This is a genomic window from Pseudoalteromonas sp. S3776, from assembly GCF_005886915.1.
Taxonomy (GTDB): Bacteria; Pseudomonadota; Gammaproteobacteria; order Enterobacterales; family Alteromonadaceae; genus Pseudoalteromonas.
Window position 1 is genome coordinate 1 of record NZ_PNCU01000072.1, and the last position, 20534, is coordinate 20534.

Consider the following 20534-nt stretch of genomic DNA (forward strand, 5'->3'; position numbering starts at 1 on the left):
AAAATGAGAGATGGTATCTACCGACAAACTAACACCGAGGTAAATTACCTTGTAGTCGAACAGCTTGCTGGCGTTTAAAAGCAACGCTTTTACCTAGGCATAAAGTGATCGTTTTGCCACAGAGAAGCGAAGGAGAATAGCTAGAGAAGTGACTAAACGATACGGGTGCTTTTTCTGTGTAGCGCGAAGCGCCTCGGTGTACTCGGTGGTGGAATTAATGAGAAGCTGCGCTTCTAACGTGAGCAAGCTCGACGTCTACAATTTTCACCTCTCATTTACTCCTCATTCTCTTCTCTTTGTGCGTTTTTGTATTAAAGATCAATAAACCACAAAGAGGTTAAGAGCCGCTCCGCTTTTAGAGAAATAACTAAAATCTTGCGCGAGCAAGCTTCACGCCTACAAGTTTCACTTCTCATTTACTCCTCATTCTTTTCTCTTTGTGCATTTTTGTATTAAAAATTAATAAATCACAAAGGGGTTTAAACTCTACAAGCGCGATATAATATCGCGCCCATAGCTAGCCTTAACAGCAGAGCTTAATGACTCCTGTAGACGCACAGCTTGCTGGCGTTTTAAAAGCAACGCTTTTACCCTCTTGTTAACCCATTTAGTTTGAGGCGGCTAAATCTGCTTCAGCATCGGCTAGCATTGCAAATTCTTCATCTGCATTTTTAGCTACCAAATGTTTTGAGCTGTACCCAAAGTAATAAGCTGCCCCAATCACAAAGAGCACGACCGTATACAAAAATGCACGAGGGTCAAACGCGTACACACCCGTTAATGCAATAAGCGATAACACTAACGCAATACCCGATGTAACCACGCCACCTGGCGTTTTATAAGGGCGAGCTAAATTAGGTTGCTTAATACGTAGCATAATATGGCTCAGCGCCATTAATGCATACGATACCGTCGCACCTACCACCGCCATGGCGAGCATTAAATCGCCCTCGCCACTCAGTGATGCAATAAAACCAAATATAGCGGGTACAATTAACGCACGCGCGGGGACTTTACGCGCTGTAGTAATTGATAACGAACGCGGTAAATAACCCGCACGCGAAAGCGCAAACACTAAACGGCTATAACCATAAATAATCGAAAAGAACGAGGCAACTAGACCCGCTAACCCTAAAACATTTACTACAGTCGCTAAGCTTTTATTACCCGTTACATTAAGCGCATCTACTAGCGGTACAGCACTTGAGCCCATGGCTTGTGCACCGCCCGCGCCAGGCACTAATACAACAACCAGTAGTGCTGTAAATAATAAAAATAACATAGCGCCAATAATACCTTTAGGTACATCTTTAGCTGGGTTTTTCGCTTCTTCGGCTGCAAGCGGTACGCCTTCTACTGCTAAAAATAACCACATAGCAAAAGGAAGCGCAGCCCACACACCATACCAACCAAGCGGTAAAAATTCATTTGCGCCTGTAGCATTGGTTACCGCCACATTGAACAAATTAGCCGCATCAAAATTAGCAATTAACGCCACGGCGGTAGCAATAATTGCCAGTACAGCCAGGCCACTAATCACCATCATCACTTTTAACGCTTCACCCACACCCGCTAAGTGAATCCCCACAAAGGTTAAATAAAACAGTGCATATACCCACGGGCCATTAAACCCTGTTAATGCCTCAACCGCCGAGCCAATAAATATAACAATAGCAGCAGGTGCTAATGCATATTCAATCAATACCGCAAGGCCGGTTAAATACCCTCCAGCGGGGCCCATTGCTTGGCGCGCAAAACTGTAACCGCCACCCGCCGCAGGAATAGCGGCCGACATTTCAGCAAGCGATAGCACTAGCGTTAAATACATTATTGCCATTAACACGGCAGCAATTGCAAAGCCGCCCCATCCGGCTTCTGCAATTCCAAAGTTCCAGCCAGCAAAATCTCCCGAAATTACATACGACACCCCAAGCCCTGCAAGCAATAACCAGCCCGCTGTGCCACTTTTTAACTGCCTTTGTGCAAGATACTCATTATTGTTATTAGACATTTTGACCTCTTTTTATAGTTTTATTCCGCGATTAAAAAATTAGTGGTTTGAACCTGGTGCTCTATTACATCATCCTGTGTTCGGTCTTTTAAATTAACCCCTGTAAGCCCGCACTTTTTTGCCTCTTGCAATAAATATACGGCTCTTCGGGCTGCCTCAAAGTAACTAAGCCCTGCAGGGCGAATATTCGAAATACAATTACGACACGCATCGTTTAGCCCCGTTTTTGGCGCCCACGTTAAATAAAGGCCCAGGCTGTCGGGGGAGCTAAGCCCAGGGCGCTCCCCAATTAATACCATTACAACCTGCGCATTCAGCAGCTCGCCAATATCGTCACCAATTGCCACGCGGCCTTGCATTACTAAGGTAATTGGCGCAATTTTGTAAGGTGATGGTTCAGTGGGAAGCTGCTTTAAAAGCTCGGTTATAAATGGCGCGGCGTTTTTTTGTACCGCCAGCGACGAAAGCCCATCAACGACTACAATAGCTAAATCATACTGCGCTTGTGCGCTGCTTTGCATCGTGTTTAAAAGAGTGTTTCGCCCTGCTTCGTTTAGCTTTCGACCTAAATCGGGGCGCTGCAAATACGTAACACGATCGGCAGCTTCGCTTTGTACATTTAAAGGTTTACCTAAATCACACAGCCCATTAATAGTGCTTAGTGATTTTGTCATTTCGCCAATGTCTAACGGAAAGTTAACCGCATCGCGCGCTTGAGCATGCGATAGCTGAAACGCTAACATTTCAGATGTCGGTAAACTAATACCTGCGCGGCCAAGGCCTATTCGCGCATCCGTAAAACGACGTAAATCACGCCATGGGTTTTCTACCACTTTACCGTTACTTTTATAATTACGTGTTTTTATATTTATAGGCTCTACAGATTTCATTACATCCCTCCTTGCACTGCCTTTAAAGGCGTAACAAAGGCACTTGGTAAGGTATTTGATAAAATGGACTCGGCAGTATTTTCCATAATTTTCATCCTACTTAGCCAGGCTTCAAACTCAGGGGCGGGGCGCGAACCTAAAACACGTCGCACATAGAGCGCATCATGAAACGAGGTGGTTTGGTAGTTAAGCATAATGTCGTCAGAACCTGGTATGCCCATTACAAACGAGCAACCCGCAACGCCTAGTAAGGTGAGTAAGTTATCCATATCGTTTTGGTCGGCCTCGGCGTGGTTGGTGTAACACACATCGCACCCCATAGGTATGCCTAAAAGCTTGGCACAAAAATGATCTTCAAGCCCTGCGCGGGTAATTTCTTTGCCATCAAATAAATACTCAGGGCCAATAAAGCCGACAACGGTATTAACTAATAAAGGGTCAAACTTACGCGCTACAGCATACGCGCGTGCCTCACAAGTTTGTTGGTCAAGCCCATGGTGCGCATTGGCCGAAAGCGAGCTGCCTTGCCCGGTTTCAAAATACATTACATTATTGCCAACCGTGCCACGCTTTAAGCTCAGCGCAGCATCTTGCGCTTCAGCTAATGTATTCAAATTAAAACCAAAGCTTGAATTTGTAGCCTCTGTACCGCCAATTGACTGAAAAACCAAGTCCACCGGTGCCCCCGCTTCTATGCATTCTATGGTATTAGTTACATGGGTAAGCACACAGCTTTGAGTTGGAATTTCGTATTTCTGAATTACATCATCCATTAGCTTCATCAGCTTTATGGCTTGAGCTACGTTGTCGGTGGCAGGGTTAATACCTATAACCGCATCGCCATTGCCGTATAAAAGGCCATCGAGCATGCAGGCAGCAATACCGTTTATGTCATCAGTTGGGTGGTTAGGTTGCAAACGTGTTGATAAATGCCCTGGCAAACCTATGGTATTTCTAAACGCACTTTTTACGTGGCACTTTTTGGCAACGAGAATAAGATCTTGATTACGCATTATTTTACTTACTGCAGCGGCCATTTCAGGGGTAATAGCTTGCCTAACACTTGCAAGTACAGTAGGTGTTGCATAGTCACTTAATAACCAGTTTCTAAAATCTCCCACGGTTAAGTGCGAGATAAGTTTAAAGGCGTTTGCATCGTGCTCATCAATTATTAAGCGTGTAATTTCGTCTTGTTCGTAGGGAATAAGCACATCATTTAAAAATGTTTTAAGCGGCACTTCGGCCAAGGTCATTTGTGCTACTGCGCGTTCTTGTGCCGATTGTGCAATAACCCCCGCTAGTCTATCACCTGAGCGCTGTGGCGTAGCTTTAGCCATTAATTGCGCTAAGCTCTTGAATTGATATGTTTGTGTACCTAACGTATAACTATATCCATGTGCCATGATTTACTCCGTATAACTAATATTTAAAACCTTGGTATAGGGCTTGCGTTATATTAGCTATAAATCAATTTTGAATAGTTACAAGAGAGCTTAATTTATACCAAGTGACTATCGAATTTTGGCAAATCATCTTTTATTATTGTATTTCAGCAAGTTAAAAATGTAACTTTGTCACATACGTAAACTAAATTTTATTTACTTTAAAAGAGCATCACCGATATGGCGCAGCAAGGCAGCAACTATGCACCACAAAAGAGCAAGGTATTCACCCACGATATTGACGAGCAAGCACATAACCTTACTCAATGGCAGCAAAAGTATGACCAAGTAAGCGAGGGCGGATTTTTTGGTTGCATAGAAGGCGTTAATTACAGCGGTATCCATGCGTTTAAAGAGTACACCGAACGCGCGCTGCGACAACAATGCAACATAGCACCTAACTCTATTTGGCTGGGTATACCGAGTCAGTCTCAGCAAAGTAAAATTAATGGTCTTGATGTGGCAAGCAATCAGTTTATGTGCCGCACAAGCAATAGCGACTTTGAACTAATTACCCCTGAGCAATTTGATATTTACGGTTTGGTTATTAACTGGCATTCCATTGAATATATGGCGCAGTTACAGGGCGTTACAATTAAAAACCTTTCATCTGCGCAATCTGCTCGTTTGTCGGTAAGCGACTCTTCGCTTAAAACAGCAAGACAAATAATTAATACTATGGCGACTGGCACTGGCTTTGGGCTAAAACCAGAATCCCAACAAGATATGCTTAATATGCTAGCACTACACTTATTACAAGCCGATAACCCGCAGCAAAGCATTGCCCCAAGTTACAAACACCGAAAAGCCGTGGTCGATAAAGTAAAAGAGTACGTGGCAGCTAACCCGCAAAAAACAATTACCATAACTGAGCTTTGCGAACTTACCTTTGTTAGTAGACGCACTTTGCAGTACAGCTTCGAAAGTATATTAGGTATTAATCCACTTCGATTTTTACGTTTATCCCGCCTTAATAATGTAAGGCGCGAACTCAAATTGGTCGGTCAAACCAAGCCTATATCAGTTATAGCAGCCAATTGGGGATTCTGGCATGCAGGGCAATTTACTAAAGACTACACGCAGTTATTTGGCGAAAATCCATCACAAACCATCGCAAATAATTTAAAAGAAAGTGGCCTAGATTAATAGATGCTAAATATCTCGCGTGAGCAAGCATCACACCTACCGTCAAAATTATCACCGAGATAAATTACCTTGTAGACGCACGATTTTCAGGCGTTTAAAAGCAACGCTTTTACGTGGCTATAAAGTGATTATTTCACCACCGAGAAGTGATGGAGAAGACCAAGAGAAGTGACTAAACAATACGCATGTTTTCTTGTATAGCGCAAGGCGCCTCTGTATCGTCTGTGGTGAAATAAATGAGCAGCAGCGGCTTTATATCGCGAAATTTTAATATAAAACATTATCTAATTGATAAAGACAACACGCTTACGCGCATGCTTGGCAAAAAATAAGCAGTTAAAAGTCTTATTTGATCGGTGCTATTTAAGCCGCGATTAAATAAGACTCTCGTCTTACGTGTTTGCTAGTGCGTTTATACGAGCCTTTTCCTTTTTTAGCTTTTACTACTTGTGGTTTAAACACTTTAGAAGTTACTAACGCCGCTAGCGCATTATGATTAATAACACCTCGCCCGGTTTCTACCGCACTATTATTTGCGGCTTTGGTTTTCGATTTTTTAGCCATTTTATTTCCTAACTATTTATAACAATAAGAACCTTAAGAAGTGGCGATTGTATGCCTAATTTTCAACCTTGCAAGTGTTTTAACGCGCTTTTTTCATAATAAATAAGCATAAAAAAGCGCAGTAAATAACTGCGCTTAGTAGTAACCTGAACTCTGGATAATAAATCTATCTTTAGCAGCAATTCAGGTTAAATAGGTTTAGCTCAAATAATTAAAATTCAAAGCTTACTTTTGCATAGTAAGTACGCCCGTCAAAGCCATAAGGCAATGCACGTACAGGGTATTTAAATGCACCGTTAGTTATAAAGTTAAGTACTTCGTCGTCACCTAACTCATCCGGTGTTTCATCAAATACGTTGTCGGCGCCTACTGATAAATTAAATATTTCGTTAATTTGGTAGCTTACATTTACATCAACTAACACAGCCGATTCAACTGTACTTGTTGGCTTAAACGACCCCGTAGGCGAAAGCTCCCCTGGTAAAGGGATGTGGTCGTTACCAAAGTACTTAACGTCTGTTTCGCCAAAGTAGTTAAAACGAAGTGTTGTTTGATACGCATCACGCTCGTAGTCAAAGGTAAGGGTTGCACGCTCACTTGGTTGACCGTCGGTAAAAAAGCTACGTTGTAAATCGTCAAACGCCACCGACTCAGGAATACCCTCTTCTGCGTTTACGTTATCTATTTTAGTGTCGTTTAGGTTACCCGCAAAAGTGACACCAAAGTTACCGCCCTCTACATCAGTACGGTATGAGGCAATAATATCAACACCTTGTGTAGTTGAATCTACAGAGTTTGAAAAGTAATTAGCCTGCACTGCGCCTGTTGCTTGTAAAGCAGCTACAGCTTCATCGCTAAAGGCAACATCATCAGCTGATAGTAAACTACCAAGCGTGATACGGTCTTTAATTTCTACGCGGTAAAAATCAACTGTTAACGACAGCTCGCTAGTCACATCGTAAACAAAACCTGCGCTGTAGTTAGTTGATGTTTCAAGCTCTAGGCTATCTACACCCAATGCACTTGGGAAAGCTGTTCCCGTATTTGCAGTAAACGACTGTGTAAGTGTGCCATCTGAACCTAGGTTAGTCGTAAATGCAGTATACCCACTTTGCTGCAGCGATGGCGCTCTAAAACCGGTTGATACTGCGCCACGCACTGCAAAGTCATCGTTAAATTCATAACGCGTTGCTAATTTACCAATTAAGTCATCGCCTGCATCTGAAAAGTCTTCATAGCGTAGCGCACCACTTACGTTCCATGCATCAGTGATCATCGTTTCTACATCTACGTAAAACGCGTAACTGTTGCGATCGCTCTTGTTAGCCGCCTCTGGGCGCAGACCGTTATAAGCCTGAAAGCCACATTGAGCAAATTGATCCGGATCGTTAACCGATGGGTACGAAGTATCCATATTTGCAAGGCCACATGCGTACGACGCTTCATCGCCTGGTACTATTTCGTAGTTTTCTTTACGGTATTCTGCACCCAAGGTGATATACAAAGGCTCACTTCGGCCAATATCTACTATGCCGTTAAAATCTGCATTAACCGTTGTTTGGTCAAACCTAAAACCACCCGAGTAGCCACCGGTTGGCCCTGCATTTGCGGCTATGTCGGCATCGCTTGCATCTGGGTTATTAAACACATACTCTGCCGCATAAGAGGCATTTAATGTATTGCGTGAAGTAAAGTCGTATTGGTTTTCACCATACACTGCCGATACATCGTATCCCCAATCTGGGGTTATGTCGCCTCTAAAACCAACCGCTACTGAAATATCTTCAGCTTCGTTATAAATGCGAGGTAAAAAGCCATCGCTATATACTTGCGTTACATTTTTAGACGCTTCGTTATAGTTACGGTAAAAGCCGTTACCCAGCGCAGTGCGCTCAGAATAGCCACCAAATGAATACAATTCGCTTTCACCCACTGGCAGCGCCATATTATAAAACAACGAGGTAAATTCGCTTTCTGAATTACCTTGGCCCCAACGCACATCTTCACTTAGGGTGCCTGGTTCAACGTTTAACGAACCACCCGTATCGCGCTCAGCTCTGTTTGTACCATCGGCATCACGATACTCAAGCGATAAGTTAATAAAACCGCCTTCGTTACCTAAATCAAAACCACGGTTTAAACCTGCAGAAAGCGTGTCGCCATCGCCCTCACTGGTGCCACCGTATTGTACGTAACCGGTTGTTACACCCGTTGAATTATTAAGTGATAAGTTAATTACGCCGGCAATTGCATCTGAGCCGTACTGCGCTGCTGCGCCATCGCGCAATACTTCTACGCCTTTAAGTGCAGTAAGCGGAATCGCGTTCATATCGGTACCCGCAGCACCCGCACCTACCGTGCCATTAAGGCCAAAAATAGATTGATTATGGCGGCGCTTACCGTTTACCAACACTAACGTTTGATCAGGCTGTAAGCCGCGCAGCGTGGCAGGTCTAAATAAATCTGAGCCATCAGACACTTGTGTACGAGAAAAGTTAAACGATGGAGCCGTTGCCTGCAGGCTCTGCCCTAGCTCTGTAAAGCCACCTTTGTTTAAATCATCAGCGTCTATTAAATCGATAGGTGACGAAGACTCAGTAGAGGTGCGGTTAGATACACGCGACCCTAATACAGATATTTGTTCGATATTTTGTGCAGCCTCTAAAGGTGCTTCTTGGGCGCTTACAATGCTTGGTGCGCTTACGGCAAACGCAACAGCTGCAGCTAATGAATTTAAACGATATGTTGACATAGTGACGACCCTGTTTAGTGTGTTCTTTAATATTTGTTATTGCGATGTAACGCATCGCTTGTAGAACATCCTAGCAACATATGCAAATAAAAAGAAATGAAAAAAACTAAGTAATAGGTCTAACTATGCAAAAAATTGTAAAAACCACAAAATAACACTTAAACTTGTTCAAAACACATTCAATTTGGGAATTTAATTTCATCCACCGGTTTTATTAACACTTTATTTACAATGGGTTTATTGCGCTTTCTTCTTTTTTTACAGGTAACCAACAACAAATGGTAGTACCTGTTCCTAAAGTACTGCTAACTTCTATTTTTCCGCCATGATCTTGCAAAATAAAGTTAACAACTGTCATTCCTATTCCTAACGAATGTGCTGTATTTTTTGTACTAAAAAAAGGCTTAAACAGATGCATTTGAGTATTTTCGTCCATTCCACAACCGTTATCTTTCACTTTTATACATACACCTTCATTTTGCTGCGTTACGCTTAGCTCAATAATGCTCCCTTTTTCTAGGTCATGCGCGCACGCTTGTTGCGCATTTAATAACAACTCTACAAAAATTTGGTGAATTGACGATAACTCTCCCCAAATGAGCGGTAATTGTTCAAAATTGGTTTTAATTTCACAGTATTTAAGCTGTCCTTGTAGTACCTCTAAAGCAGAACATGCAACCTCACTCACATCTAAATATTGCTTATTATGTGAGTATGTAAATTGGCTAAGATTTAATAAATTGTGTACGGTTTGCTTTATGCGCTTTAAACCCTCTAGGCTTTCGCTTAATTGAGCGTAAATTTCATGAACGTTCCATGCATGTTCGTATTGCTTTTTTAAATCAGCTAACACGTTTTTATATTGCCCTGCATTTAATTGGCCGGTTAAAAACTGCTCGTTATAGTGAAGGGATTTAGATAAAAGAGGGCTAATGTATTGCAGGCTTTCTATATTACTAATTACATACGAGAGCGGATTATTTATTTCGTGCGCTATACTGCACGACAAATCCCCCACGCTTGCCATTTTGTCGGCCTGAACAAACATTTGCTGATACAAAGAGAGCTCAGCAGCATTTTTATTAAGTTCGCTATTTAACACAACTAACAGTTGGCTTTTATCTTCAAGCAGTTGTTCTGCAGCTAGGCGCTTTCGTTGCTCATCTAAAAAAGCCTGTTTATAGTCCTTGGTTACCGTGCTCATCCTATTCGCTCCATAAATATGCATCCATGTATAACGTTTAGTTTGCCATACGTATTTATGCAAACTAGAAGCAATTTTTAGACTATGCTTATTATTTTAGAAGGTAGCACTATGACCCAACCAGCAGATCCTGCACATTCAATCACTGCCGTAGACGTACTTTGTGTTGATGACGACGAAATTGTTCTGCGCTCTCTAACCTCTTTATTAAAAAATAATAACTTTAGTTTTATAACCTGCAAAAGCCCAGTGCAAGCGCTTGAGCTTTTAAGCAGCCACGAATTTAGCTTAATCATTAGCGACATGAAAATGCCCACCATGAACGGCGCGCAATTTTTAGAGCAGGCTCGTAACAAAGCCCCCGAAACACAACGTATTTTATTAACAGGTTACGCCGAAATAGAAACCACTTTAGCCGCTGTTAACCTTGCGCAAATTAACGGCTACATACAAAAGCCATGGCAAAACGATATGCTGCTGCGCAGCATTAACGACAGCATCGAGAAGTTTCAGTTAAAAAAGCAAAACAAACAGCTTGAGCTGCAAGTAAAGCAACAAAATAAAGAACTTCTGGAACTAAATAATTCATTAGAGCAACGAGTAGACAAACGCACCAAACAAATTAAGCAGGTGCTTAAACAACTAGAAGAGGCTAACGAGCGCGAAAAAAACGAACATAAAGCCACCGTAGAGCTGCTTTATAACTTTATAAACGCTAATCCTTATTTAGATGGCAACAGAGCACAAAAAATTGCCGACACGTGCACGCAAATAGCGCTGTATTTAAACCTATCGCAAAAAAGTATAGATTTAGCCCCTATGGCGGGTTACTTAGCACAAATAGGCTTGCTTGCCATGGACCCAGAGCTTTATAAAAAGCCAGTAAGCCGGCTGAGCGAGCAACAGCGCAAAGCTTTTTATACTCACCCTAGCACCGCACAATTAATGCTTATGCCTGCTATTCACTTACACGATGTATCCGATGCAATTTACCATCAATATGAACGATTTAATGGTAACGGCTTACCAAAGGGGCTAGCTGGGAACGATATACCCATTGGCGCCATGGTACTTAGCGTGGCTCGCGATTATTGGAACGCATTTGAGCAAAGCCAAGGTTCTACCGATAAAGAGCGTCACAGCGATGCCCTCGAAACCGTAAAAATGTACAGCGGCACCTTTTACCACCCTAAAATTGTGCGCGCGCTTGAAGCAAGCCATAGTAAATTAAACGAGCAGCTTAATAATGCCGGTTCAATTATGATATGCAGCGCTAAAGAGCTAAAAGCCAATATGATTTTAGGCCACACGTTGCACAGCCACAGCGGTATAATGCTATTACCTAAAGGCCACGTGTTTGGTAAAAAATCCATCGAAAAGCTACAACAACTAGAAACCAAAAAACCAACCCCATTTAGAATAATGGTAAAAAGCGCTAAATGATTGATCTAAACTGTGCTTTTTTTCGTTACAATGGCCGTATATAAGCTAAACTAACTCAAACAGGTACCTATTGATTTGGGTATATGTTTTAAACTGTTTAATACCAACCCGCTTAATTAAGTGATTTATTTTGAGGGTGGAAAAACGTGTTAATAGCTAGACAAAAAACTCGCTATTTAGTTGTACTAAATGAGAATTTTTTAACGCTGATAGCGACCCGTTTAGCCCCGCAAAATGATTAAGTATTAGTATCACATTGCTTTAAGGAGCATACCGTGTCGCGATTTTCTGCTGTTACTGACAATCCCCACGACGGGCGTTTTAATCAAAAAACAGGCATTTTACTCACCAATTTAGGTAGTCCAGACGCGCCTACCCCATCAGCACTGCGTACCTACTTACGTGAGTTTTTATCAGACCCCCGTATTGTAGAAATACCACGTTTAGTGTGGATGATAATACTTCACGGTATAATCTTGCGTATTCGCCCTAAGCGCTCAGCAAAACTGTACAAAAGTATTTGGACCGAAAACGGCTCGCCGCTTACGCATATTACCCGCCTACAACGCGATAAACTAAACGCGCTATTAAAAGAGCAAGGTTATACCAATACCGAGGTTGTAATGGCCATGCGTTATGGTAACCCTTCAATAGAAGCAGGCCTTGAGCAGCTGCGCGACAAAGGCCTTACGCGCATTATTGTATTACCGCTTTACCCACAATATTCAAGCCCGACAACCGGCTCAACATTTGATGCCGTATCAAGAGTGTTACAAAAGTGGCGCTGGGTGCCAGAGCTCCATTTTGTAAATGGTTATCACAAAAACACCACTTACATAGACTCATTAGCAAGCAGCATAAGCGAAGATTTAGAAAAAAACGGCATGCCACAAAAACTCGTTTTTTCATACCACGGTATGCCTAAACTGTTTTTAGATAGAGGCGATCCATACCACTGCCTATGTTTACAAACCACGCGCTTGGTGATGGAAAAACTTGGCCTTGATAAAGACAAAGCCATTAGCACATTTCAAAGCCGCTTTGGTAAAGCCGAATGGTTAAAGCCATACACCGACGCCACGCTTGCATCGCTCCCTGATGAAAACATTACCGATATAGCAATTTTAAGCCCTGCTTTTAGCGCCGATTGCCTAGAAACACTCGAAGAACTTGAAGAAGAGAACCGCGAAATTTTTGAAAACGCAGGTGGCGAAAAATACCGTTACATAGCCGCATTGAACGACAGAGACGATCACATCAACGCTTTATATGATGTGCTAAAACCAATGCTTTAAACGCATTTTTATTGCCTTAACGTAAAAAAGCGGTGTTAATTTTAACACCGCTTTTTTAATGCGCAGGTAAGCATTTATTAACTGCCATAGCCAATTTCACGCGAGCAAGCTTCGCACCTACAATTTTCATTTCTCATTTACTCCTCCATCCCTTCTCTTTGTGCAATACGCTTTTAAGGGTTATAAAGTAATTAACTCACCACCGAGAAGTGAAGGAGAAGAGCAGGAGCAGTGACTAATCAATATTTTTCAACTCTGTGTAGCGCGAAGCGCCTCGGTGTTCTCTGTGGTGGTATATTTTGCCTGCTCATTTACTCCTTCATCCCTTCTCTTTGTGCATTTTTGTATTAAAAAAATCAATTAATCACAAAGAGGTTTAGAGGCGCTCCGCTTTTAGAGAAGTGACTAATATCTTGCATTAACCTAATAAAACCCATTTTCAGACGCTTTGCTTTAACCTTTACGAGTGATCATCAACGTACACACCCCAGCAATAATTCCCCAAAACGCAGAACCCACCGAGAGCATGGTTAAATCAGATGCGGTTACCAAAAACGTCACTATTGCGGCCTCGGTATATTGGGCTGAACTTAACGCTTGTTGCAAACTATTAGCAATGGTGCCAAACAACGCAATCCCCGCTAAAGCCAAAATTAATGCCTGCGGTAAACTTGCCACTAAGCCAACGAGCGTTGCCGCGCATAGTGCCATAACAATATAAAAAACCCCTGCAGCTATACTTGCCCAATAGCGTTTATCAGCGCTTTTATCGGCCTCATCGCTCATACAAATAGCAGCGGTAATGGCCGCTAAATTAATAGAGTACGTACCAAATGGAGCTGTTAAAATATTAATAAAACCGGTTACATTGAGCGTGGCTGAGATAGGCGCTTTATAATTATGAGCCTTTAATACAGCAATACCCGGTAAGTTTTGAGAGGTCATAGTCACTATATAAAGTGGCAGGCCAATACTTATGCACGCTTGCAAATTAAAATGCGGCGTTATGTATGTAAACTCACTTAGTTTCCAGTGGATAGCACCCGTATCAATATGCCCCATTTGCCACGCCAGTATTACACCTGCAACTAAAACACTTAGCATGGCAAAACGCGCAAAAAAGCGTTTTCCTAAAAAATACATAAGCACCATTAAGCCAATAACCAGTGGTAGCTCATTCATAAAATTAAATACATCTATACCAAAAGTGACCAACACGCCTGCTAGCATGGCACAGGCAAGCTCGCTTGGTATTCTGTTCATTATTTTTTCAAACCAACCCGTAATCCCCGATACAAAAACCAATGTAGCGGCAAACATAAATGCACCAACGGCTTCATTTAAATGGTAGCCTTTTGCGCTTGAGATAAGTAAAGCCGCCCCAGTGGTAGACCACGCAATTAAAACCGGCACTTTATAATAATACGATAGCCCAATGGTGGTTATGCCCATTACCAGCCCTAACATTAAAAGCCAGCTTGCCACTAAGTCGGGTGTGCCGCCAAGGGTAATAACAACTTGATAAATAAGCGCAATAGAGCTTGAAAAAACCTATAATAACAGCCACTAATCCTGCAGTTGCACGATTAAGTAGCTGATCAGAAAACGCCATAAAATCCCTCTTAAATTCAGATTTTTATGCTCACAACATACGTTGCCTATTTACGCTTTGCAATTAGCGTTTGCGCTATTAAGCGTGAAAAATATTCATTATTTTAAAATTTTTTTTACCTATAAAGTGAACACACTTAATTGCCAGATTAAAAATAAATATATTTTTTAGCGTCCGTCTATACCTCGCTAAAACCCTAGCAAAACTCATCCTGTAAAGTAAAAAATTTAAAACCTAAAACAGGTAAATTGTTTATTTACAATCATTTACAAAAAGTAAAACCAGCACTTTAATACTACACACCCCAACTTGATCTAATTCTTCATATGATATAAAACATAACAATTAGTTAACCAAAAACCCCATAAGAGAAACAAATGAAACGCGCTCTTTTAATAATTGTTGCCTTTGGACTATCTGCTTTTGCTATTTATAAGCTGCTATTTAATACCGAAAAAGTACAGCAGGTATCAGCCCCTGTTGCAGTAGATATAGTGCCCGTTGACTCTAAATTTGCAGCCAATAAAAAAGCACCTCAGCCTATAGATATGAGCAAAGATCCTGTTAACGTACAGCCTCAAACAATTAATGAGCCAGCACAAAGCAGCCAGTTTGAAGCCATTAATAAGGTATCTGAAAAAGCCAAAGAGGTACTTACCAACGCCAAGGTGCTGCCAAGCGATTTAAACAACGAAGCTTACATAGAGTTTGACCTAAACACATTGCAAGCGCTCGAAACTGGCGACTCATTTGATATTTCAATCCCACAAACCGCCGAAACCTACAGCGCCGAAATCACCTCGTTATCTGAGGCTAGTAATGGCGATAAAAGCATATTTGGCCAAGTAATAGGTGCCAATGGGCAACTCCACACCACAGTTATGACCGTAGGAAACGACGCAATTTATGGACAATTTACCGCACCTAGCGGCAATTACGTTTTTGAAAGCAAAGGTAAATATGGCTGGATTGCAGCAAAACGCGACTTATACAAAAGCCACATAGAGCATCACGTAGATGCACCCACGCCAAAAACAGATAAAACCATAGATATGTTTGCCCCCAAAAAAACCGAACAACCCAACATGCAGTAACCCAACTAAATCAATCAGCAGTAAAACTTCCAACCACTACATAAGTAAGGAAATATAAAAATGAAAAAACTAATCACTACAGCAGCCATTGCCAGCGCACTATTTGCAACAAGTGCAGCACAGGCAGTAACGATTGATATTGGTATTTTATATACCGACCAATCGGCCGCAGCAACAAGTAATATAAACACTAAAATAAACCAGCTGATCGCCTTTAGTAACCAAGTTTATAGCCAAAATGGGGTCGATATTACACTGCGTTTAGCGGGCACAGAAAACCTTGGCGATTATGCCATTACACCGTCTGAAGACTGGTTAGATGCAGTAACAAACAGCAGCTATGTAGATGGTTTACGCACTAGCTGGAAAGCCGATATGGTAGCCGTGCTGGGTACCGGTCAAAGTGCGGGCAATGGTTTAATTTCGTGTGGTTTAGCATGGGTTGGCCAAGGCACTAACGGTAATTTATACAGCTCAATGAGCGACCGTATGTACTCGATTACGGCTATTGATTGTGGTGCTACTACGTTTGTGCACGAGCTGGGTCATAACCAAGGTTTAGCGCACTCACGCAAACAAGGTGATACCTCAGGTGGAGTATATGTTGATGGTATGGGCCACGGTGTGCAAAACGAATTTGCCAGCATTATGGCTTACCCGCACGTTTACGGCAGCGCAACCCAATACGATTACTTCTCAAATCCTAATTGGAGTGTAAATGGCCTAGCCTTTGGTGTAACTGGCCAAGCATATGCTATTCGCACCGTGACCGACACTAAAACAAGCATTGCTAATTTTAAATAACCTAAATTAGTTTAACCGTTTGTATTTTTTCCCTTTAGAGCGCCCTGGCGCTCTTTTTTGTTTACCCCAAACATTAACAAAATTTAATCTTGCGTCCACCTTAAAAATAACCTTGCTTAGGTACACTTATTCCATATCAAAAACAAGGAGTAAGCTATGATTAAATCACCATTAGACACAACCGTTAAATTCATTTCGTTATCTGCTATTTCACTTGCTTTAAGCGCCTGCGGAAGCAGCTCAAGTGATGAAAACACAGATGCCATTTCTGAGGTGAGTAATTTTCCAAGTGTTATCATTGGCCAAGTGTCAGAGGTAAGCGACAATGCAATTACTATTAATAACCATATTATTCCAGCAAGTAGCGCAGAGATAGAAATAGATGGCACTAACGCCAGCCTATCCGATATTCAAACAGGCATGTACCTAGAAGTTGAAACAAATGGCTCGCAAGCCACCGAAATTGAGTACGAGCCCTTATTAATAGGCCCTGTAAATATTGATGGCGATACATTAACCATAGCAGGTACGAAACTAAACAACGTGCAAAGCGCAGGCCTGTCGCAAGGCGACCTTCTTGAAATTAGCGGCTACAGCGACTCAACCAATAGCATTACAGTGACCTACCAAGCGCCTGTAAATAATCCACAAGAAGAGCTTGAACTAAAAGGCAGCATTACTCACTTAAATGCACAAGCTGGCACATTTAATTTAGGTGACTTGCTTATTAATTATCAACAAGCCGACGTTGAAGGCGCGCTCAATAATGGCCAATTTGTAGAAGTAGAAGGCATATTTAATGAACAACACGTTATTGCCAGTGAGGTAGATGCTGAGCAAACACCTGCGTTTAGCGATAACACATACACAGAGCTTGAAGGCGTTATTACCTTTGTAAATAATACCCAAACGCTTATAACTATTAATACTCAGTGGCAAGTAACATTAAACGAGCAAACCCAATACGAAGATGGCACCGCCGCTAATTTAGTCACAGGCCAACAGGTAGAAATAGACGGCCAATGGCAGCAAAGTAATGGCAAATTATTGGCCACAAGCATTGAATTTGAAGACACTAATACAGCGCCAAGTACCTCGCACTATACATTTTCTGTATCGGGGCTTGTTAGCTATGCCAATAACACAGCCACGATTAACGGCCAAAACTTTACATTAACCAATCAAACACAATACGAAGATGGTTTAACCGCAGCCACATTAGACGGCCAATGGTTAGAACTCGAAGGCACCTATACCGCTGAGCAAGCCCTAGTCAGCGAAGTAGACATTGAGGATGACAACAACACCATAGACCTAAAAGGCAATGTAGCGTTAAATAACAATGGCCAAGCCTCAATATGGGGTTATGTGAGCGAAGATAGCTCGTTAGCACAATTTAACGGCCAGTATGTAGATCTTGAGTGCCAATGGGTGAGTGCTAACCAAGTAAGAGCCTGCGTATTAGACGATTAACTACAATAGTTACGCTTAACTTTGCAAAGGGCTTGTTACCTTTTACGGTAACAAGCCCTATTAAAGTTAAACAGAGTTGTTTGTTTATTTGATAAACTAACGCATAAAATAACGTTCAAGCCACAAGAGCCTATTTATGAAATATATTTTATTAACTGTAACCCTGTTTGCGAGCGTATTTTGCCACGCTAATAGCTCCGCTATTTTTAATAAGCTCAGCCAAGCTAACGCCCCTTCTGCACAGCAAATTTTAGCAAAAATAGAAAAAAGCTTTGCAAGCCAAGGCATTATTGTAGAGTTTGAACTTGAGTTTGAAAAAGGCATTACCGTTTACGAAGTCACGCTGTTTGATTTAAACAATAACCGTTTTATTGAGTTAATTGTTAATGCCCAAGGGCAGGTTATTGAGCAGGAGTATGAACAACCCGAACTTGACGAAGAAGACGAAGTAGCTGCTGCCAAACTAATGAAGAAAAAAAATTACCAAATGCATCAGCTAGTTAAGCAGTTAAGCCCTGCGCCGCCTTATTACTTAATTGAGTCGCAGTTAGAGCAAGACATAGGCATAACCTACCTTGTTGCCACCTTTATTACAGCGAAAGGTCGGCATAAAAAAGCCATAGATTTAGCCACAGGTAAAAACCTGCCTTTACTGCGTTGGGGTAATTAATGAAGCTGCTGCTAGTAGAAGACGACAAACAAAACCGTGAGTTTTTATACAAAGCATTTAACGAGCAAGGCTATACCGTAGACACTGCCGAAGACGGCCAGCAAGCACTGCTTATGGCCACCTGCGAAGAGCACGACATAATAATACTCGACCGTATGTTACCTAAACTTGATGGGCTACAAGTATTGGCTGCACTTAGGGCCACCGGCAAACGTACCCCGGTACTTATTCTTTCCGCATTAGATAAAGTAGATGAACGAGTAGCAGGTTTAAAAGCGGGTGGCGACGACTACCTAACAAAGCCATTTGCGTTTTCTGAGCTGGCCATACGTGTAGAAAAACTGATAAACAGGCCTTCGCCTGCAAGTGAGCAAAACACCACCTTAGAGTTTGAAAACGTACGCTTAGATTATCGCCACCATAAAGCGCAGGTAAACGGCAATACACTCACTCTTCAACCTAAAGAATTTAAACTATTACACTTTTTGCTAGATCATAAAGACAAGCTAGTTACACGCACGTTATTGTTTGAATCGGTGTGGGAATATAATTTTGACCCCGGAACCAATGTAATAGATGTACACATAGCTAGGCTTCGTAAAAAACTTATGCAGCACCATGCCACCGTAGAAATACAAACTATACGGGGCGTGGGGTATCGGTTACAAAAAGCGCAGCACAATGAACAATAAATCGCTATGGTGGCAATTTAACCCCCGTGTAAGCTCGGTGTGGCGCTTAACGCTTGCCTTTGCCACAATTACCTCGGTGGTGCTGGTGCTATGTATTGTGCTTATTTATCAATTATTACTTGGTGAGCAAACGCGCCAGGTAGACAGGCGTTTAAATGCAGAGCAAGTAAGAATACAAGGGCTTGCCAATAAATTTGATAAAGCCTCGTTTTTTAAACAACTTAACGTATTTAAAAACGAAGGTGGCATTTTAATGTTTTGGCAAAACGATAACGAACAAAGCCAAGGTTTAAGCTTTTTGCCAAACGATATACCTCAACTACCTCAAACGGTGGAGTTTCCGGTATTAGATACGCAACGCGAGCAAATTAGATTACTTACCACAGGTTTAGTTAAAACTCAGCATGGCACCGTGGTTATTGCCACGCCAACCGAGCATTTAAGCCGCTTAATTACCGAGTTTAAAACAATTGCAATATGGGCTTGCATACTCAGCCTTATAGTTACGTGTGTATTTGGGTATATTTTTGCTAGGCGCCATTTACAACGTGTAAATTACTTTAACAATGTGGCAGAGCAAGTGCAAAAAGGCGATTTATCGGCGCGTGTTGTACACAAACAAAAAGGCGACGAATTTGTAACCCTCGCTAAACACATTAATACCATGCTGCAAAGCATTGAAGAAAACTTTGCCCTTGTGCAAGGTATAACCGACAACATAGCGCACGATTTAAAAACCCCGCTAACGCGTTTACGTTTAATGCTTGAGCAAGAAGCGTTAAAACAACCAAGCCTAGGGCTTGCAATAGAGCAGCTAGAAAACGTACTGCACACCTTTGACGCTATGTTAAAGCTTACTCGTTTAGAGCATGGGCAGTTTCCGCTAAAATTAGAGCCTGTACACGCAGTGCCTTTAATTAACGACATAATAGAAATACTAGAGCCCACAGCAGAGCAAAATCAGCAGCAAATAACGCTACTTAAAAACCACAACCTTATAATTGAAGGCGACAAAAACCTCGTGTTTCAAGCATGTTATAACCTGCTGCAAAACGCCATTAAATACGCAGGAAACGGCGCCACTATAACGATTACTCTATTACAAAATAGCATTACTATTAGCGACAATGGTAAAGGGGTTAATAAACAGCAATTAAGTCAACTTACTAAGCGTTTTTACAGAAGCGATATTGCACGGCAAAAAGACGGATTTGGCTTAGGCCTTGCTACCGTAAAAGCAATTTGCGATAGGCACAACTTTACTTTAACGCTTAACAGTGACGAACACGGATTTAGTAGCACAATCAGCGATACCAATACGCTTAATTAAGTGATCTATTTTGAGGATGGAAAAAGTGGCGCTAATGCACCACTATTTTTTGCTTAATACCAATACGCTTAATTAAGTGATCTATTTTGAGGGTGGATAAACGTGTTGATAG

At 41.8% G+C, this 20534-nt stretch carries 15 protein-coding genes and 1 pseudogene; 9 read left to right on the forward strand and 7 right to left on the reverse strand.

Annotated elements, in window-relative coordinates; genetic code table 11:
- Nucleotides 1-607 precede the first annotated feature (607 nt).
- From eat to CWC16_RS18585, 3 genes are read right to left on the reverse strand one after another with little or no spacing between them, the layout of a single operon-like run.
- Nucleotides 608-2011 (reverse strand): ethanolamine permease, encoded by a 1404-nt coding sequence (eat, locus tag CWC16_RS18575; RefSeq protein WP_138542605.1) that lies wholly within the window; start codon nucleotides 2009-2011, stop codon nucleotides 608-610.
- Nucleotides 2012-2031: 20 nt separating this feature from the next.
- The gene (gene eutC / locus CWC16_RS18580) at nucleotides 2032-2901 is read right to left on the reverse strand and encodes an ethanolamine ammonia-lyase subunit EutC (RefSeq protein WP_138542606.1); all 870 of its coding nucleotides are present in this window, start codon (nucleotides 2899-2901) and stop codon (nucleotides 2032-2034) included.
- A complete protein-coding gene (locus CWC16_RS18585; protein WP_138542607.1) occupies nucleotides 2901-4304 on the reverse strand; it encodes an ethanolamine ammonia-lyase subunit EutB in 1404 nt (467 codons plus the stop codon). Before CWC16_RS18585 ends, eutC begins: the two co-directional genes overlap by 1 nt.
- Nucleotides 4305-4523: 219 nt before the next feature.
- On the opposite strand from CWC16_RS18585, the gene CWC16_RS18590 reads away from it, so the two are divergent.
- Nucleotides 4524-5489, forward strand: coding sequence for a helix-turn-helix domain-containing protein (locus CWC16_RS18590; RefSeq protein ID WP_138542608.1), 966 nt, complete (start codon nucleotides 4524-4526; stop codon nucleotides 5487-5489).
- A gap of 363 nt (nucleotides 5490-5852) precedes the next feature.
- Here the strand turns inward: CWC16_RS18590 and arfA are convergent, their stop codons facing one another.
- The 3 genes from arfA to CWC16_RS18605 all read right to left on the reverse strand — a co-directional run bounded on the left by arfA (nucleotide 5853) and on the right by CWC16_RS18605 (nucleotide 10009).
- Nucleotides 5853-6053, reverse strand: a complete 201-nt coding sequence (gene arfA, locus CWC16_RS18595) for an alternative ribosome rescue factor ArfA (RefSeq protein WP_055016886.1) — start codon at nucleotides 6051-6053, stop codon at nucleotides 5853-5855.
- Nucleotides 6054-6264: 211 nt separating this feature from the next.
- A complete protein-coding gene (locus CWC16_RS18600; protein WP_138542609.1) occupies nucleotides 6265-8805 on the reverse strand; it encodes a TonB-dependent receptor plug domain-containing protein in 2541 nt (846 codons plus the stop codon).
- Between the two features lie 226 nt (nucleotides 8806-9031).
- A complete protein-coding gene (locus tag CWC16_RS18605) occupies nucleotides 9032-10009 on the reverse strand; it encodes a sensor histidine kinase (protein ID WP_138542610.1) in 978 nt (325 codons plus the stop codon).
- Nucleotides 10010-10120: 111 nt separating this feature from the next.
- Here CWC16_RS18605 and nosR point away from each other — a divergent pair, with 111 nt between their 5' ends.
- On the forward strand, nucleotides 10121-11452 hold the full coding sequence (gene nosR / locus CWC16_RS18610) for a response regulator c-di-GMP phosphodiesterase, NosR family (protein ID WP_138542611.1): 1332 nt from the start codon (nucleotides 10121-10123) through the stop codon (nucleotides 11450-11452).
- A 275-nt stretch (nucleotides 11453-11727) separates the two neighbouring features.
- Complete coding sequence (gene hemH, locus CWC16_RS18615) at nucleotides 11728-12747, forward strand: ferrochelatase (protein WP_138542612.1); 1020 nt, start codon at nucleotides 11728-11730, stop codon at nucleotides 12745-12747.
- A gap of 453 nt (nucleotides 12748-13200) precedes the next feature.
- Here hemH and CWC16_RS18620 read toward each other — a convergent pair.
- A pseudogene (locus tag CWC16_RS18620) lies at nucleotides 13201-14359 on the reverse strand (benzoate/H(+) symporter BenE family transporter).
- A 377-nt stretch (nucleotides 14360-14736) separates the two neighbouring features.
- On the opposite strand from CWC16_RS18620, the gene CWC16_RS18625 reads away from it, so the two are divergent.
- The 6 genes from CWC16_RS18625 (at nucleotide 14737) to CWC16_RS18650 (ending at nucleotide 20422) form a co-directional block, all read left to right on the forward strand.
- Nucleotides 14737-15453 (forward strand): protease inhibitor BamI-like protein, encoded by a 717-nt coding sequence (locus tag CWC16_RS18625; protein ID WP_138542613.1) that lies wholly within the window; start codon nucleotides 14737-14739, stop codon nucleotides 15451-15453.
- Between the two features lie 60 nt (nucleotides 15454-15513).
- Entirely contained in the window at nucleotides 15514-16257 is a 744-nt protein-coding gene (locus tag CWC16_RS18630; RefSeq protein ID WP_055016617.1) for a zinc-dependent metalloprotease family protein, read from the forward strand.
- A 156-nt stretch (nucleotides 16258-16413) separates the two neighbouring features.
- Nucleotides 16414-17730: a DUF5666 domain-containing protein gene (locus CWC16_RS18635; protein ID WP_138542614.1), complete on the forward strand. Its 1317-nt coding sequence runs from the start codon at nucleotides 16414-16416 to the stop codon at nucleotides 17728-17730.
- 136 nt (nucleotides 17731-17866) lie between these two features.
- The gene (locus CWC16_RS18640) at nucleotides 17867-18400 is read left to right on the forward strand and encodes a PepSY domain-containing protein (RefSeq protein ID WP_138542615.1); all 534 of its coding nucleotides are present in this window, start codon (nucleotides 17867-17869) and stop codon (nucleotides 18398-18400) included.
- Entirely contained in the window at nucleotides 18400-19092 is a 693-nt protein-coding gene (locus CWC16_RS18645) for a response regulator transcription factor (RefSeq protein WP_138542616.1), read from the forward strand. Before CWC16_RS18640 ends, CWC16_RS18645 begins: the two co-directional genes overlap by 1 nt.
- Complete coding sequence (locus CWC16_RS18650) at nucleotides 19082-20422, forward strand: sensor histidine kinase (RefSeq protein ID WP_138542617.1); 1341 nt, start codon at nucleotides 19082-19084, stop codon at nucleotides 20420-20422. Before CWC16_RS18645 ends, CWC16_RS18650 begins: the two co-directional genes overlap by 11 nt.
- The last annotated feature ends 112 nt before the right edge of the window (nucleotides 20423-20534 follow it).